At 57.2% G+C, this 15,770-nt stretch carries 13 protein-coding genes and 1 pseudogene; 12 read left to right on the forward strand and 2 right to left on the reverse strand.

Annotated features, from left to right (window positions below):
* Positions 1–86: 86 nt before the first annotated feature.
* The 10 genes from ACYRGX_RS15820 (at position 87) to ACYRGX_RS15865 (ending at position 11,930) form a co-directional block, all read left to right on the forward strand.
* Positions 87–1,418 (forward strand): O-antigen ligase family protein, encoded by a 1,332-nt coding sequence (locus tag ACYRGX_RS15820; RefSeq protein WP_473053411.1) that lies wholly within the window; start codon positions 87–89, stop codon positions 1,416–1,418.
* A gap of 93 nt (positions 1,419–1,511) precedes the next feature.
* On the forward strand, positions 1,512–2,624 hold the full coding sequence (locus ACYRGX_RS15825; RefSeq protein WP_473053412.1) for a glycosyltransferase: 1,113 nt from the start codon (positions 1,512–1,514) through the stop codon (positions 2,622–2,624).
* Entirely contained in the window at positions 2,621–3,643 is a 1,023-nt protein-coding gene (locus ACYRGX_RS15830) for an NAD-dependent epimerase/dehydratase family protein (protein WP_473053413.1), read from the forward strand. The genes ACYRGX_RS15825 and ACYRGX_RS15830 overlap by 4 nt, the downstream gene beginning before the upstream one ends.
* A 149-nt stretch (positions 3,644–3,792) precedes the next feature.
* Entirely contained in the window at positions 3,793–5,199 is a 1,407-nt protein-coding gene (locus ACYRGX_RS15835) for a mannose-1-phosphate guanylyltransferase/mannose-6-phosphate isomerase (protein ID WP_473053414.1), read from the forward strand.
* Between the two features lie 30 nt (positions 5,200–5,229).
* Positions 5,230–6,645 carry an undecaprenyl-phosphate glucose phosphotransferase gene (locus ACYRGX_RS15840; RefSeq protein ID WP_473053415.1) on the forward strand — a complete coding sequence of 472 codons (1,416 nt, stop codon included), beginning with the start codon at positions 5,230–5,232 and terminating at the stop codon, positions 6,643–6,645.
* 268 nt (positions 6,646–6,913) lie between these two features.
* Positions 6,914–7,213: a hypothetical protein gene (locus ACYRGX_RS15845; RefSeq protein WP_473053416.1), complete on the forward strand. Its 300-nt coding sequence runs from the start codon at positions 6,914–6,916 to the stop codon at positions 7,211–7,213.
* 91 nt (positions 7,214–7,304) lie between these two features.
* Positions 7,305–8,408 carry a polysaccharide biosynthesis/export family protein gene (locus ACYRGX_RS15850; protein ID WP_473053417.1) on the forward strand — a complete coding sequence of 368 codons (1,104 nt, stop codon included), beginning with the start codon at positions 7,305–7,307 and terminating at the stop codon, positions 8,406–8,408.
* Positions 8,409–8,417: 9 nt separating this feature from the next.
* Complete coding sequence (locus tag ACYRGX_RS15855; protein WP_473053418.1) at positions 8,418–9,092, forward strand: YjbF family lipoprotein; 675 nt, start codon at positions 8,418–8,420, stop codon at positions 9,090–9,092.
* A gap of 47 nt (positions 9,093–9,139) precedes the next feature.
* On the forward strand, positions 9,140–9,847 hold the full coding sequence (locus ACYRGX_RS15860) for a capsule biosynthesis GfcC family protein (protein WP_473053419.1): 708 nt from the start codon (positions 9,140–9,142) through the stop codon (positions 9,845–9,847).
* Positions 9,840–11,930: a YjbH domain-containing protein gene (locus ACYRGX_RS15865; RefSeq protein WP_473053420.1), complete on the forward strand. Its 2,091-nt coding sequence runs from the start codon at positions 9,840–9,842 to the stop codon at positions 11,928–11,930. Before ACYRGX_RS15860 ends, ACYRGX_RS15865 begins: the two co-directional genes overlap by 8 nt.
* A gap of 244 nt (positions 11,931–12,174) precedes the next feature.
* On the opposite strand, the gene ACYRGX_RS15870 is transcribed toward ACYRGX_RS15865, so the two are convergent.
* The gene (locus ACYRGX_RS15870) at positions 12,175–13,134 is read right to left on the reverse strand and encodes a methyl-accepting chemotaxis protein (RefSeq protein ID WP_473056711.1); all 960 of its coding nucleotides are present in this window, start codon (positions 13,132–13,134) and stop codon (positions 12,175–12,177) included.
* A gap of 150 nt (positions 13,135–13,284) precedes the next feature.
* Positions 13,285–13,899, reverse strand: a pseudogene (locus ACYRGX_RS15875) (MCP four helix bundle domain-containing protein); the annotation flags it as partial.
* 463 nt (positions 13,900–14,362) lie between these two features.
* Between ACYRGX_RS15875 and ACYRGX_RS15880 the strand changes: the two are divergent.
* Positions 14,363–14,716 carry a VanZ family protein gene (locus tag ACYRGX_RS15880; protein ID WP_473053421.1) on the forward strand — a complete coding sequence of 118 codons (354 nt, stop codon included), beginning with the start codon at positions 14,363–14,365 and terminating at the stop codon, positions 14,714–14,716.
* A 94-nt stretch (positions 14,717–14,810) separates the two neighbouring features.
* Positions 14,811–15,608: an undecaprenyl-diphosphate phosphatase gene (locus tag ACYRGX_RS15885; RefSeq protein WP_473053422.1), complete on the forward strand. Its 798-nt coding sequence runs from the start codon at positions 14,811–14,813 to the stop codon at positions 15,606–15,608.
* The last annotated feature ends 162 nt before the right edge of the window (positions 15,609–15,770 follow it).

Raw genomic sequence — 15,770 nt, forward strand, 5'->3', positions numbered from 1 at the left:
CACGAAAGCTCAAGATTGAATTAGGAATCGCCGCGCCAATACGCTAAAAAGGGACTAGATCAAATAAAGAGTTTATAAAGAATCAGATGACTCCAATTCAGATGAAAAAAGAAAGCTCCTCAGCATCACGATCTTCCATCCCCGGAAGCCAGGAAGTAATTCGTGCAGCCCCAACGACATTAAGCGACGGAATCCTTAAGCTACTGATGCTGATTGCTCCAAGTGGTATGTTTTTTATCCCGTTCCCGGCGACGGGCTCATTAAGACTCTTCTATATAATCCTCTCGACGTTTACCTTACTGACGATCTGGAAATTACCGAAAAAGAAATTCACTCAGCTCGCTTACTTGTTAATAATAACCACAATTTTCTTTGCAAGCTCTACATACTCTTTCTTAAACACTCACGAAAGCATTTCATCCATATCTGAAAACCCCCTAGTTCGTTCTTTAGTCATTGTGAATCTAATGATAGGCTTCTATGTTGCTGCATACCAGATTTCTCGACGCGGTACTGATTTCCTATTAGATTTATTAGGCAATAGCTTCAAAGGCTTTACTGTCGTATTTTTTTTAGGCTTAACTCTCTATCTGCTCTATATCACCGGAAAGATAGGGGTAGACTTCTATGCGCGCTTCACCACGCTTTATCAAGAAGCTTATGGATATGTTCGCTTTAGCCCTGGAACATATCCTAATGAATTCGGCGTAATGTGTTCCTTCTTCTCTATTTACGCGATACTCCTCCACAAGAAAGAGAAAAAAATTTACTTTCTAATAATGGCTGGGATATTCATGTTAGGGATATTACTAGCAACCACTCGCGCGGCTTATATAACCTTCTCTATAACCTTTATATACATATATATCACTCATTTTAATCACAGCGAAAAATTAAAGTACTTAATAATTATCACGGGCATACTTATAGGGTGCGTATCAGCGTTGGCTGCTCTTGGATTTGATATGGTCTCTGTATTCAAGACCGGTTACTCTTCAGTCACAGAGGGTGGTCTCGGAAGTACTGAAAAACGAAGCGAGATTTGGCTGGCTGCTCTGCAAGACTTCGATAAGAAAGTTTTTTGGGGCGTAGGTTTTGAATCTCCTCTCTCATCTGGACTGCATAACCTACCGTTGCAAGTTTCTTATGGGCTAGGCGTCATCCCTCTATCATTAGTGATCATATTATTTTTTCTTTTTTTTCACTCCATAATAATGCAACGCAAAGCTAACAGTTTAACGTTTGAAAAAGCCAAAGACCTTGCATTTGCAAAGAAACTTAGAGCAGCTCTCGGCCTACATGTTATTATATTTGGACTCACCAACCATAATCAGGCCCATTTCTTAACATGGCTACTATTCATGCTATGCTGCCTCTCCTTCAGTAGTAGACCGACAAACTTAAAAAACCCAACATAATGGCTCAAAGAAATAATAAATTCTTTTAAGTCACCACCCAATTCACAAATAAACAAACTTAATGCTACAGTTTAGCGCCATCTGGGAGCCTTCATGAAAGTTGCCATCGTACACTACTGGTTTGTAACTTGGCGTGGCGGCGAAAAAGTAGTGGAAGAAATTCTTAAAATTTACCCACACGCAGATGTTTTTACGCATGTGTTAGATCCGGCCATAAAAGACGCACATCTTTCTAATCAAAAAGTATTCCTTACCTTAATCAGCAAATTACCCAAATCTATCGCCCTATATCAGAAATACCTGCCCTTCATGCCTTACGCCTTGGAACAGTTAGATCTCTCTGAGTATGATCTGGTGATTTCCAGCGAATCCGGTCCAGCCAAGAACGTCATCACCAACCCTGACGCCTTGCATATCTGTTATTGTCATAGTCCTATGCGCTACGCTTGGGATATGTACCGGCTGTATCTAGACGGCGCGGGAAAGCTGACCCGATGGATAATGCGTCCATTAATGCATTACATGAGGCTGGTGGATACGATGTCTGCTAACCGAGTGGACTATTTCATTGCGAATTCTAAATTCATTGCCAAGCGCATTGCCAAATGTTATCGACGCGAATCTTCCGTTATTCATCCGCCGGTTCAGGTGGAAGACTTCCAATGTACAGCGGAAAAGCAGGACTATTACCTGATGCTGGGCCAATTGACCGCTTACAAGAAAGCTGATCTGGTCATTGAGTCTTTCCGCCACAATGGAAGAAAGCTCGTGGTCATTGGTGAAGGTGAACAATTTTCTCAACTTAAGGCATTAGAGACAGAAAATATTCATATCCTCGGGCGCCAACCCTTCGATATCGTTAAGAAGCACTTGGCGAATGCCAAGGCACTGGTTTTTCCTGGCGTAGAGGATTTTGGCATCGTGCCATTAGAGGCAATGGCGTCCGGCACGCCAGTGATCGCCTATGCCAAAGGCGGCGCACTTGAAACGGTAGTCGATAGTATGGATTCCGAAAAAGCGACCGGTATTCTTTTCGATGAGCAGACTGTGGAAGCAATTGACAAAGCTATAAATCGCTTCGAAGCGTTGCCCCAACCTATTTCCGCGCATGTATGCCGCAGCCACGCCGAAAAATTTTCCAGCCAGCGCTTTCGCGATGAATTTTCCGCATTCGTAGATGCACAACTGAACAAGGAATCCACATGACCTGTGCCGTTATTTTTGGTGGCAGCGGTTTTATCGGCTGTTTCTTCGCTGACTTTCTGTTGAACAAGCAGTTCTTTGGCAAGGTGTATCTGTACGATCTGGAATCGTATGAGGACAAGCCATTTCCTTACCGTACACAGCTGCTTGCCAAGCATGGAAGCCAGATTGAGTTTGTGCGTGGCGACGTGCGTGAGACGATCATTTGGAAGCCGGCCGAGCGCGTTGGCTTCATTGCCAATTTTGCCGCGGTACACCGCGAACCGGGCCATGAAGATTGGGAGTATTTCAAAACCAATTTGTACGGTGCTGAAAATGTCACAGCATGGGCCGAACACGTTGGCTGCGATAACATCGCCTTTACCTCGTCCATTTCACCCTACGGCATCAGTGAAGAGGTTAAGGACGAAACCACCTTGCCGGTGCCCGTGACGGCTTATGGTGCGTCCAAATTGACGGCAGAGAAAATCCATCAGACATGGCAGGCACGCGATGCGACCAATCGCAGGCTGGTCATTGCTCGCCCAGGGGTGGTGTTCGGTCCCGGCGAGGGTGGCAACGTCACCCGCCTGGTCAAGGCCGTGCGCAAGGGTTATTTCTTCTACATGGCCAATCGGGATACACGCAAGGCTGGCATTTATGTGAAAGAGCTGTGCAATGCCATCTGGTGGGTACATCAGTTGCAATTGCAACAGAACAAAGGTGTGCTGCTGTTCAACGGCTCTATGAATCCTGGTCCGTCTATCTCCGAATATGTGGCTGCCGTAGAAAGGGTTGCCGGCATCAAGCGATTTGTTCCAAACGTCCCGTTTTTGCTACTTCTTTCAGTCGCTTATGCCATTGATCTGATCGCCAAGCCCTTGGGTATTGCCCACCCTTTCAGTCCGGTACGCATCCGGAAGTTGGTCCGGTCCAATAACATTTTGCCGAATTTCCTAGTCAGCAACGGCTACCAGCACCTGTATACACTGGAGAGCGCAATGCTGGACTGGAAGAAAGATTGCCCGCAGGAGTGGCGCTAAGACATGAATATCTTCATCTGCGGCGGCGACGGCTCGAATATGGCCAAGTGTCGGTCTGTATCCGGCCATAGTGTCGATGTGCTCGCCATCGTGAAGCGGTGCAGTTGGACGTTTGATCGAAGCCAACCTGTTCGAACCGGAGTTTCTGCATGTTAATCCCCGTAATCATGGCCGGTGGCTCCGGTACTCGCCTCTGGCCGCTCTCCCGTCAGATGTATCCCAAGCAATTCCTACCACTGGCGGATAATCAAGCCACGCTCTTGCAAGCGACCGTACAACGACTGGAAGGGTTGGAGGTCGGCGCACCGCTACTCATCTGCAATGAGCAGCATCGCTTCCTCGCCGCCGAGCAGATGCGGCTAATCGGCAAGGAAGATGCTCGCATCATTCTGGAGCCTGTCGGTCGCAATACTGCGCCGGCCATCGCGTTGGCAGCGATACAGGCGATGTGCGACGGGGAAGATCCGCTCTTGCTGGTGTTGTCCGCCGATCACCTGATTCTCGATACGGCCGCCTTCCAGGCCGCAGTTCGACAGGCAGAGACGCTCTCCGAGTCCGGCAGCCTGGTGACCTTCGGTATCGTGCCGACCCACGCCGAAACCGGGTACGGCTACATCGAACAAGGCGATCACTTGGGTGCAGGTTTCGTGGTCAGCCGCTTCGTAGAGAAGCCCAGCAAGGAGCTTGCCGAGGAGTACCTGGCCAGCGGCCACTATCTGTGGAATAGCGGGATGTTCCTGTTTCGTGCCAGTCGCTATCTGGCAGAACTGGAGCGCTATCGGCCAGATATCCTCCAGGCTTGCCGAGCCTCACTGGCCGGGGCCAGCACTGACATGCACTTCATCAGGCTCGACGCTGCGGCCTTCGAGGCCTGCCCGGAGGACTCGATCGACTATGCGGTAATGGAAAAAACGGCGGATGCGGTCGTCATTCCGTTGGATGCGGGCTGGAGCGACATTGGTTCATGGTCAGCGCTATGGGATGTGTCCGAGAAGTGCCCGAAGGGTAATGTCGTTACCGGCGATGTACTGACGCATGCGACACAATCCAGCTATATCCACGCTTCCAGCAGGCTGGTTACGGCTCTAGGGGTATCGGATCTGGTTATCGTGGAAACCAAGGATGCCGTACTGGTTGCCCACAGGGATCAGGTGCAGGATGTGAAGAAGCTGGTGGAGCAGATCAAGGCTCGTAATCGAGATGAGCACTTGAATCATCGGGAGGTTTATCGTCCCTGGGGGGTTTATGACTCTGTCGACAACGGCCAACGCTACCAAGTCAAGCGAATCACCGTGAATCCGGGCGCCAAACTGTCCGTACAGATGCATCATCATCGCGCTGAACACTGGATCGTGGTCAGTGGTGTTGCCAAGGTGACTAACGGAGATCGGACCTACTTGGTGAGCGAGAACCAATCCACCTACATTCCCATCGGCCAGGTGCATGCCCTTGAAAATCCGGGTGTCATTCCGCTGGAGCTGATTGAGGTGCAGTCGGGCTCCTACCTGGGTGAGGATGATATCGTGCGCTTCGAAGATATTTACGGCAGGACCTAGCCGGCATCGTTTTAAGGGATTTGGAAAGAAATGCGCACGCAACACCGAGGTATTCTTCGCGCCAATCAGTCCACCCTCGCTCTAGCACAGCGGCTCTTGGACTCGGGCCTGATCGCCGTCAGTCTCTATTTGATTCTGCATCTGCATGACGGCGTGCTAACGCTGAAATTCACGCTGATCATTCTGATGGCGCTGTTCCTGTTCCATCTGTTCAGTGACTTCAACCAGCTCTACACCTCTTGGCGCGGCGAAAAAATCCGTAGCGAGCTGCTCAGAGCCTCAGGGAATTGGCTGCTGGTTTGCGGCTGCGTTGCGCTCACGGACTACTTGAAGCTGGATATCTGGCGCCTGCCGGACTACCTGCTGGTGAAGTGGTTCGTCAGTGTTCTGGTCTTGCTTTGCGCCTACCGGGTGCTGCTACGCAAGCTACTGAGGCACATGCGTAGCCTGGGCTATAACAGCCGCAGCGTGGCGATTGCGGGTGCCGGCCCCGTAGGCCAGCAGTTGGCGAATCACATCACGCGAGCGCCTTGGATGGGCCTTAACCTGGTGGGGTTCTACGACGACGAGCCCACCCAGCCCGTCCCCATCGCGGGTAGCTCGGTGAAACTACCGCCCAGCGGTGACCTGGAGCAGTTGGTGCAGGAGGTACGCAGCGGACAGATCGATCGGGTCTATATCAGCTTGCCGATGTCCTGCGAAGCCAGGATCCGCTGGCTTATCAAAGAACTCAGCGACTCCACGGCCTCCGTGTACCTGATCCCTGATGTGTTCACCTTTGAACTGCTGCACGCACGCATCCAGAACATCAATGGCCTACCGTCGATCAGCATCTTCGACTCCCCCATGGATGGTGCGAACCGCTATTTGAAACGTGCCAGTGACATGGTGATAGCGAGCGTCATTCTGTGCGCTATTGCCCTACCCATGCTGTTTATCGGGCTGGCGGTGAAGCTCACTTCGCCTGGGCCGGTGATTTTCAAGCAACGGCGCTATGGGATCGACGGACGGCCGATCCAGGTGTGGAAATTTCGCAGCATGACGGTGACGGAGAACGGTTCCGACGTGGTGCAGGCTACTCGCGGAGATGCGCGCGTTACCCCGCTGGGTGCGTTCCTGCGGCGTACGTCGCTGGATGAGCTGCCGCAGTTCATCAATGTGCTGCGCGGGGAGATGTCCATTGTCGGGCCGCGTCCGCATGCGGTGGCTCATAACGAGGAGTACCGGCGGCAGATTCCGGGGTACATGCTGCGACACAAGGTGAAGCCGGGAATCACCGGGTGGGCCCAGATCAACGGCTGGCGCGGAGAGACGGACACCTTGGACAAGATGCAGAAACGCATCGAGTTCGACCTGGACTATATTCAACAGTGGTCGCTTTGGCTCGATCTGAAGATCATCTTCTTGACGATTTTCAAAGGCTTCGTCAACAAGAATGCGTTTTGAGAATCTATGAACATCCTGCCGATGTAGCGCTCCCACCCCATGTTTACGAGCGCGTGACTTGTCCAAGGCAGGCAAGAGCCCTTTCGTGGGGTGTGGGATCGGAATTTGCTGACTTACCTTCTCCGTACCAGTTCTCCGGGTCAGGCCGAGAATGGCCAAGGGGATGGCAAGATGCTCCAGATGGCTTGCAACGGCATCTGTGGTTGTTTGTGGCGAGGTATTGCAATACTCTCGCCTCACTTGGGGTTTGGTTCAGGAGGCCATGACTATGAAGAGACTATTGTTGGCGGCAATGATTGCCGCAGTAAGCGGTACCGCTTTCGCCCAGGCGACCGGTTCTACCGGCGGTTCGGCACCGGCACCGGCACCGGCACCGACTGGTGCTGCGGGTGCCGCAAGCGCCGCAGGTAAATCGGGCGTCGCAGGCATGAGCAACGGTGCGCTCATCGGTATCGCTGCAGCCGGTGCTGCTGTCGGCGCCGTGGCGGCAGGTGGTGGCGGTGGTGGTGGCCACAACGGCACTAGCGGCACTACGGGTACTACCGGCACCACCGGCACTACCAACTAAGCATTACCGCCGTACCTGAACACCCGGGCTTGCCCGGGTGTTCTTTTGTCCGCCATATCGCCTGATCTCTCGCAAGAAGGACCTTCACCCGATGCGCATGCTCCCCCTCGTTCTGGCCCTGGGTATCTCCCTGCAAGGCTGTATGTTTTCGCCTGGCCAGCACATGGACACCGGCAACATGGTGCGGGAGGGTTCGCCCGAAAGTGCAGGCCTGGAGCTTATCCCGATCACGCCCAAGCTGATCGCCATCGAGTCTGCAATGCAGAGCGAGCGCCAGGGCATTCCCCAGGAACTGCTGAACTACACCCCCGGTGACTATCGTGTAGGCCCCGGTGACCTTCTCTACATTACTGTTTGGGACCATCCTGAACTTACCGCCCCTTCCGGCTCTCAGCAGCAATTGGAGAGTAACGGTCGACTGGTGCGTGCCGACGGCACGCTGTTCTACCCCTATGTCGGGGTAGTGGACGTGAATGACAAGACCGTAGAGGAGTTGCGTAGCCTTATCGCGGAGCGCTTGCGCACCTACATTCCCTCGCCCCAGGTAGACGTCGGCGTGCTGCGTTATGGCAGCCAGAAGGTGGTGCTGTCTGGCGCCTTCAAGACTCCCGAAGCGGTATCCGTGAGTTACACCCCGCTGACGCTGCTCGAAGCCGTCAGCCGAGGCGGCGTGGATTCGACAACGGCGAACCTGGCTAACCTTACCTTGCGCCGCGATGGCCACGAATACCCGTTGGACATGGATGCCCTGAACCGCAAGGGTTCCAAGCTGGGCAACATCTATCTCAAGGGCGGTGATCAGATCCACCTGGCCTATAACGATGCGAGCAAAATCTACGTGATGGGTGAGGTATACCTGCCCAAGGCACTGCCCTTCAAGACCACCAACATGAGCCTGACCGAAGCGCTCGGTACCGTTGGCGGACTTCGTCAGGAAACCTCTGCCGGCGGCGAGGTGTATGTGATTCGCGGCGTGGATGATCCCAACGGTGAGCCGGCACGTATCTTCCAATTGGATGCACGTTCGCCATCGGCCTTTGCGCTAGCCAACCACTTCAAGCTGGAGCCGCAGGATGTCGTTTATGTCGGCCCCGCTAACATCACCCGCTGGAACCGCTTCATCAGCCAGGTTTTCCCTTCGGCGAACCTGTTGCGTACCGGCGTCGCCATTCAGGACGACTACAGCGACAACTGAGGCGGCGTCGTGAGTATTTCTCTTCGAGCGACGCTGCTGCTCGCCTGCGCCACGCTCGGCGGCTGCAGCCCGCTGGCACGTTCCTCTCTGGATACCCTCGGCGCCGCCATTCGCGGCCCCGAGCCCCTGGTCATCAGTCGCGAACAGGTCGACGCACTCCCCTTCGATGCCTTGCGGATCGACTCCCCCCTCGGGAACACGTTGCTGGCTTTCGCCTATGAGCGTGAAGGTCGCCAGGTATGGGTGGCGTCGAGCAAGCAGGTGTTGATACTGGAGGACGGGCTTGTGGTCCGCACCCTGGGCCTGCCACAGGATGTGGATGAAACCCGCTTCGTCGGCCCCTCACCGTTTCGTACCGGTCTGCAACATCTGCAGGCTGGAGCCAGCTACGAGCGTCGTCTGGACGTCGCGTCACTGCAGCGTTTCGACGTTCCAGCGACCAGCCGCTTCCAGCCACGCGGTCTGGAGATGCTGGACGTGCTGGGCACGCCCCGCGCACTGCTGCGAGTGGATGAAGAGCTCAGAGCAGACGGGCTGGACCTGCGCGTCACCAATCGTTACTGGGTGGAACCAGACACGGGCTTCATAGTCGCCAGCCTGCAACATCTGGCACCGCAGATGGCTGTCTTTCTCACCCAGGTGCGTCCACCGCGCGCTCCCAGCGGGAGCACCTCGGCGCAATGAAAATGAACTACCTACTGTTCCCTCTCGCGTTGGCGAGCCTTCAGGCTATGGCCGACGTGCACGTAGAGGGTGACGTCACCTTTCCTCAGCACCGCCATTACATGCCAGGCCTGCGCCTGCACGACCTGCTTGAACCTGCTGCCGTTTCCTTGCGTGCCTATCGCTACGGTGCGGCCTGGCTGCATGTGCCCGCCCAGGAAGAGCAACGCCGCTTGAAACTCGGCGTGCTCTTCGATCTGCAGCAATTGAGCGGCGCAGCGCAGCAGGACGGACGCCTTGAACTGGCCGCACGAGCCACGCAGATGCATGCGTGGGTAAAGACACTGCCGGTTACCGGACGTAAGGTGGCGAAACTCGATCCGCTGGTCGTGGAGCTGGACGATACCCAGAACCTGGAGATTGCCGACGGCGACCGACTGCTATATCCGGCTCGCCCTGACAGCGTTCAGATCCTGGGCGCGATAAACGCATGCCGACTGCCCTTCCAGCCACTGCAGCGCGTGCGTGAGTACGTGGCCGAGTGTGCGGCCCGTCGCACGCTGGCCGACCCCGACTGGCTCTATCTGCTGCAACCCGATGGCAGCGTGCTCAAATTGGGCGCAGCCGCCTGGAATCGCTCCGAGCAGGGCCCTCTGCCCGCGCCTGGCGCACGTATCTACGTACCCTTGCGTACGCTGGGCAATACACCGGACCTCAACGACGAACTCGCGGCGCTGATCGCGACCCAGCCGCTGGCCCTGGATGACCATGAATAGCCGTTCGCTGATTTGCCTGCTGCTCGGCGCCAGCACCTTGAGCCAGGCCGAGCCCCGCCCGACCGCCGGAGACACTGGGGGTATTGGCCTGTTGCAGACTCCTACCGCACGCATGGCGCCAGCCGGGGAGCTGTCCTTCCATGCCGGGCACGTTTCACCCTACCGCCGCTATGCCTTCACCCTTACTCCCTTCGACTGGCTGGAAGGTACCTTTCGCTATACCGATATCAAGGACCGTGCCTACGGCTCGGAAGCACTCAGCGGCGACCAAACCTACAAGGACAAGGCCTTCGACGCGAAGCTGCGCCTTTGGCAGGAGTCGCGTTGGCTGCCGGAACTCGCCCTGGGCGGGCGAGACATCGGTGGTACCGGGCTGTTCTCCGGTGAGTACGTGGTAGGCAGCAAACGCTTCTACGACTTCGATTTCAGTCTGGGGGTAGGCTGGGGCTACCTCGGCCAACGGGGAGATTTCGATAACCCGTTCACCTGGCTCGACGACAAATTCGATACACGGCCGGATGGGGGCCGTACTACCGGCGAATTCAACGGCAATTCCTATTTCCGTGGCCCGGTAGCACTCTTCGGCGGCGTGCAATGGCAAACCCCGTGGGATCCCTTGACCCTCAAGCTGGAATACGAAGGCAACGACTACAGCAACGAACCGGCAACCGGCAATATCAAGCAGGACTCGCCGATCAACGTAGGCGTGGTCTACAAGCTCAACGACGCCGTCGATTTGCATGCCGGCTGGGAACGCGGCAATACCGGGATGGTTGGCATCACCCTGCACACCAACTTCGTCAGCCGCAAGGCGCCGCCCAAGGTGAACGACCCCAAGCCAGTCCCGGTCGCCACGCAGCGCCCAACACCAAGTGGCGCGGGCCCCGACTGGAAGGCCGTGGCTCGCCAGTTGAAGGACAACGCCGGCTACGATGTCACGCGCATTGCCGAACGCGAGCGCGAGCTGGTGGTGTACGGCGAACAAGGCCGCTACCTATATCGTCCCAAGGCGCTCGGCCGCGCCGCCCGCATCCTCGATGCCAACGCTTCCAGCGACACCGACTGGTTCACCGTCGTGGACAGCCAGTACGGCGTTGCCGTGCAGGAAAACAGCCTCAACCGAGAGGCCTTCCGCAAGGCCGTGCAACGACAGGGGGAGCTCGAACCGTTGCGGCGCAGCCTTTCGCAGACTGCGCCGACGCCGCGCCGCGAAACCACCCTGTATAGCCAAGCGCCCCAGCGCCTGAGCTATGGCCTGACCCCTGGCTACAAGCAGAACGTAGGTGGCCCCGATGATTTCATTCTCTATCAGTTCTCAGCAGACGCGTTCGCCGAGTACAGACTGCGTCCCGACCTTTGGTGGAGCAGTACGCTCAGCGTTTCCTTGCTGGATAACTTCGACAAGTTCACCTATGACGCACCGAGCAACCTGCCGCGTGTACGCACTTACTTGCGCGAGTACATGACCAGCTCGGACGTGACCATGCCCACGTTCCAGTTGAACAAGACGCTGCGCCTGGATCGCGACTGGTACGTGATGGGTTACGGCGGCTACCTGGAGTCGATGTTCGCCGGTGTCGGTGGCGAGCTGCTCTACCGGCCAATGGGTGAACGCTGGGCGGTGGGTGGCAATCTGAACTACGTGAAGCAACGAGGCTTCAAGCAGGACTTCAGCCTGCGCGACTACGACGTCATTACCGGACACGTCACCGGTTACTACCGCTGGCCATGGGAGGACATCGTCACAGGGGTGAGCGTTGGCCGCTACCTGGCGCGAGACCTCGGTGTGACGTTCGACGTCAGCCGCGAGTTCAGAAACGGAGCGCGCTTCGGCGCCTACGCAACTTTCACCAACGTGAGCGCCGAGGAATACGGCGAGGGTAGTTTCTCGAAGGGTTTCTATGTGTCCTTCCCGTTCGACGAGCTGATGACCTCCTCGACCACCCGCCGCGCCAACTTCGCGTTCTCGCCGTTGACCCGCGACGGTGGTGCCATGCTGGGCCGTGCCTACACGCTCTATGACATGACGGATGATCGTAACCACGACCTGTTCCATAACAACTTCGAGAAGGTACTCGAGTAACCCCGAGCTCCGAGCGCGATACGAACAACGCCTCGTGGGAAAAGGAGTGAGGCATCACTGCCGACACAATGTCCGGCACGCACCCGAGGCCCACACATAGCCCCTCGCGGGAGAGGGGTTGGGGAGAGGGGATCAAGCGCCCCCGGCCAACGCACCTCAGGCTACAAAGCAGACCCTCTCAAGCGACCTTCAGGTGCAAGGGGGGGACGAATACACCGCCACGTCACACCCGTGCAGCGAATAACTAACGCAGACGGAAGCGCCCAACCAGGCCCTGCAGATCGCCGGCAAGGTGAGAGAGCTCGCCACATGCCGCAGCGGTCTGGTCGGCGCTCGAGGCGCTTTGCAACGAAAGATCGCGAATGGTCACCAGGTTCTGATCGACCTCGCGGGCGACGTGAGCCTGCTCTTCGGACGCCGAGGCAATCTGCAAATTGCGTTCGTCGATATCGTTGACGCCTCGGACGATGTTTTCCAGCGACCGGCTGGCTTCATCAGCCATCTGCAACGTATGGTCGGCATCCTGGCTGCTGGCCTGCATCGCTTGCATCGCCGCTTCACTGCCGCCCTGGATGGACTGGATCATCTGTTCGATTTCCTGCGTGGAATTGGCGGTACGGTGCGCCAGCGCACGAACCTCATCCGCGACCACGGCAAATCCGCGCCCCTGCTCCCCGGCGCGTGCAGCTTCGATGGCCGCGTTCAGCGCCAGGAGATTGGTCTGCTCGGCAACGCCCCGGATGACGTCCAGTACCTTGCTGATATCGCGCGCCTGCCCGGCCAGGCCCTCTACTTGATCCGAAGTTTCGGCGATACGCACGGAAAGCTGCTGAATGGCCTGCACCGTGCGCGAGACGTGACCGCTGCCCGCCTTGGCGGAGGCATTCGAAGAACGCGCGGAATCGGACGCCGCGCTGGCATTGCGCGAGACCTCTTCGACGGCGGCGCTCATCTCGTTGACGGCGGTAGCAGCCTGCTCGATCTGTGCGTTCTGCGTCTGCATCGCCTGGGTGCTTTCGGTGGTTACCTCAACGATCTGCTGAGAGGCCGAAGCGAGACGTGTGGAAGCATCGGCGATGTCGTGCATCGCCTGGCGTAGGTTGTCCTGCATTTTCGAACCGGCGGCGAGCAGTCTGGCTGGTTCATCCTTGCCCTCGACGACGATGGGACGCGTGAGGTCGCCCGTGGAGATGGTTTCCAGCATCGAGACCGCGGTAGCCAGGGGGCGCACGATACTGCGCGTCAAGATCAGGGCCAGAATCACGGTGAGCAGTATGGCGACCAGAATGGTGCTGATGATTGCGATACGGCTGGACTGATAGGTCGACGCAGCGAACAAACCGGCCCTCCGGGCCCCTTCATCATTGAACAGGGTCAACGCTTCCAGCGCCTTGCCTGCGTTTTCAGCCGAACCACGGAGCTCACCATTGGCAAGTCTCAACGCCTCATTCATCTTGTTTTGCTGGATGAGCCCAGCAAACCGCTCCACCCCATCCAGGTAGACGCCCAACGCTGACTGCACCGCGCTGAAAACCTGTTTTTCATCGCCATCGGTCAAATAGCGCTTCTTGTATTGATCGAGCGCTTCGCGAAGTGCGCGCTGGCTGTTTTCGAATTCACTTGTCGAGGGCGCCGTAGAGCCGTTTTGCTCAGCCAGAAGACGCAGGCTCTCCAGACGGATGCGCATGAGCGTGCCCTGCATTTCTTCTACGGCTTTGACGCTCGGCATCCAGTTGATTTCGATGTTTTGCTCAGCTTGGTAAAGATCTCCAAGTCGTAACAGCGAGAAAACGCCGAGAATGAGGACGATCAGTGTCACGAGGGCGAAGCAGAACGCCGCCCGTGTTGCGATGGAGAGATTACGCAGGAACATGAGGTGACCTCGAGGGTTGGCACTACCGACCTTCCCTGTCGACCACGATTGGCTGGCGCGTCTGCTGGTGAAACGCGAGTGCCAGCATATCGACATCACTCTCTTTGCAGCAATAGGCCAGGGAAAATATTCGATTGCCGTCCTCGGCGAGTGCCCCGCGCGACCGAATTCTGAATAAAACCGGGCTGAACCCCGCTTGCTAGCTATACTTCGACAGGAATGGAGCGTAGAAAGCTCTCTGCGCACAGCTAACGACCCTCGACCCGAACGGGCGAGTTGGCAAAAGGAGGAGCGAGTAAGGCTGTCGTCTTTCCCTGTAGTAGGAGGTCGCCATGGTCTTTATCGTAGGTCTGCTAGTCGGTCTGATGTTGGGCGGAGCTTTGGGGGTCGGTGTAATGGCGATGGTTCGCCGCAACACCCTGCTTCCGAGCGAAGCCTGATTCCTTCGCCAATCCTTCGCGGGCCCGCCCTCACTCGATGGCGGGCCCTGTGATATTCATCTCCGACCTTTGTCATACTGCACCAACGCTTTCCTGCCTTTGTTCCGGATTTCTCTCCCATGATCGATCTGCTGCGACGCCTGGACCGCCGCATTCCCCGCCTGCTGCCCGTTTCCATCGTCTTCGTCGTCCTGCTGGTTGCCGGCCTGTCCCCACAGCCGGTACCGGAATTGGTGGAGAACGAAGACAAGCTCCATCACTTCCTCGGCTTTGCCGCCCTGGCGTTCACTGCACGCTGGGCCTTTCGCCAAACGAACGTTTTCTGGCTGGCCGCTGCCTGCCTGCTGCTGGCGCTGGGCATCGAGTACGGCCAGGAGTTCCTGCCCCGTCGCGAAGCCTCGGCCTACGACATGCTCGCCAACGTCCTGGGCGTGCTGAGCGGCCTGCTGCTGGCCCGCAGGCTGTGGCGTTAGGTGCTACGGAATGCCATCCGCGCATGGCTATAATGCCGCGCCCGAACAGACGCCTGGCGTCGGCCCCGCCCACCACTAGAAGAAGTATTTCGCGATGGACTGGCTGCAACTGATCGTCCTCTCCCTGCTGCAAGGCGTCACAGAGTTCCTCCCCGTTTCCTCTTCCGCCCACTTGATCCTTCCAGCTCAACTGTTCGGCTGGCAGGACCAAGGACAAGCCTTCGACGTTGCCGTGCATGTGGGTACCCTGCTGGCGGTTCTGATGGCCTTGCGCGCCCAGGTACTGACCATCGCGCAGGGCTGGGTACGCCAGGTGTTCCACCGGCAACCCAACAACGAGGCGCGGTTGGGTTGGCTGATCATCCTTGCCACGCTGCCCGCCGGTCTCATTGGCCTGGCCTGCGAAGACATGATCGAGGACTACACGCGCTCGACGCTGGTGATCGGCCTTTCCACCATCGTCTTCGGTCTGGTGCTGTGGTGGGCGGACGCGCGCGGACGCCGTGATCGCCCCGAACAGACACTGGGCTGGCGCGCGGCCCTGACCATCGGCCTGGCCCAGGCGCTGGCGCTGATCCCCGGCACGTCCCGCTCGGGCATCACCATGACCGCCGCCCTGATGCTCGGCTTCGATCGCCAGTTTTCAGCACGCTTCTCCTTTCTGCTGTCGATTCCGCTGATCCTTGCCGCCGGCCTGTTGAAGACCGTGGAACTGGCCGAGGTCGGCACCCAGGGACAGTGGACCGACATCCTGATCGGCACCCTGCTCTCCTTCCTCTCGGCGCTAGCCTGCATCAAGCTCTTCCTCGCCGCGCTGGACCGCATGGGCATGCTCCCCTTCGTCCTCTATCGCCTGGCGCTGGGCGTAGTGTTGCTGTTGTTCTTCGTTTGACGGGGGCAGCCAAGCCTTTGGCTCACCCTCTCCCCAACCCTCTCCCATCAAGGGAGAGGGGGCGGCACGGTGGTGGCCGTTAGCGAGTAGTCCCCTCTTCGGGCGGCGTGATGGTCGCCGAATAGCCCCTCTCCCCTCGTGGGAGAGGGGTTGGGGAGAGGG

The organism is Pseudomonas sp. R4-15 (genome assembly GCF_055768815.1).

What these genes read in the sequence shown, in the direction of transcription:
- ACYRGX_RS15820 (WP_473053411.1), top strand. Translation starts at nt 87, where the DNA reads ATGACTCCAATTCAGATGAAAAAAGAAAGCTCCTCAGCATCACGATCT.
- ACYRGX_RS15825 (WP_473053412.1), top strand. Translation starts at nt 1,512, where the DNA reads ATGAAAGTTGCCATCGTACACTACTGGTTTGTAACTTGGCGTGGCGGC.
- ACYRGX_RS15830 (WP_473053413.1), top strand. Translation starts at nt 2,621, where the DNA reads ATGACCTGTGCCGTTATTTTTGGTGGCAGCGGTTTTATCGGCTGTTTC.
- ACYRGX_RS15835 (WP_473053414.1), top strand. Translation starts at nt 3,793, where the DNA reads ATGTTAATCCCCGTAATCATGGCCGGTGGCTCCGGTACTCGCCTCTGG.
- ACYRGX_RS15840 (WP_473053415.1), top strand. Translation starts at nt 5,230, where the DNA reads ATGCGCACGCAACACCGAGGTATTCTTCGCGCCAATCAGTCCACCCTC.
- ACYRGX_RS15845 (WP_473053416.1), top strand. Translation starts at nt 6,914, where the DNA reads ATGAAGAGACTATTGTTGGCGGCAATGATTGCCGCAGTAAGCGGTACC.
- ACYRGX_RS15850 (WP_473053417.1), top strand. Translation starts at nt 7,305, where the DNA reads ATGCGCATGCTCCCCCTCGTTCTGGCCCTGGGTATCTCCCTGCAAGGC.
- ACYRGX_RS15860 (WP_473053419.1), top strand. Translation starts at nt 9,140, where the DNA reads ATGGCCGACGTGCACGTAGAGGGTGACGTCACCTTTCCTCAGCACCGC.
- ACYRGX_RS15865 (WP_473053420.1), top strand. Translation starts at nt 9,840, where the DNA reads ATGAATAGCCGTTCGCTGATTTGCCTGCTGCTCGGCGCCAGCACCTTG.
- ACYRGX_RS15870 (WP_473056711.1), bottom strand. Translation starts at nt 13,134, where the DNA reads ATGCTGGAAACCATCTCCACGGGCGACCTCACGCGTCCCATCGTCGTC.
- ACYRGX_RS15880 (WP_473053421.1), top strand. Translation starts at nt 14,363, where the DNA reads ATGATCGATCTGCTGCGACGCCTGGACCGCCGCATTCCCCGCCTGCTG.
- ACYRGX_RS15885 (WP_473053422.1), top strand. Translation starts at nt 14,811, where the DNA reads ATGGACTGGCTGCAACTGATCGTCCTCTCCCTGCTGCAAGGCGTCACA.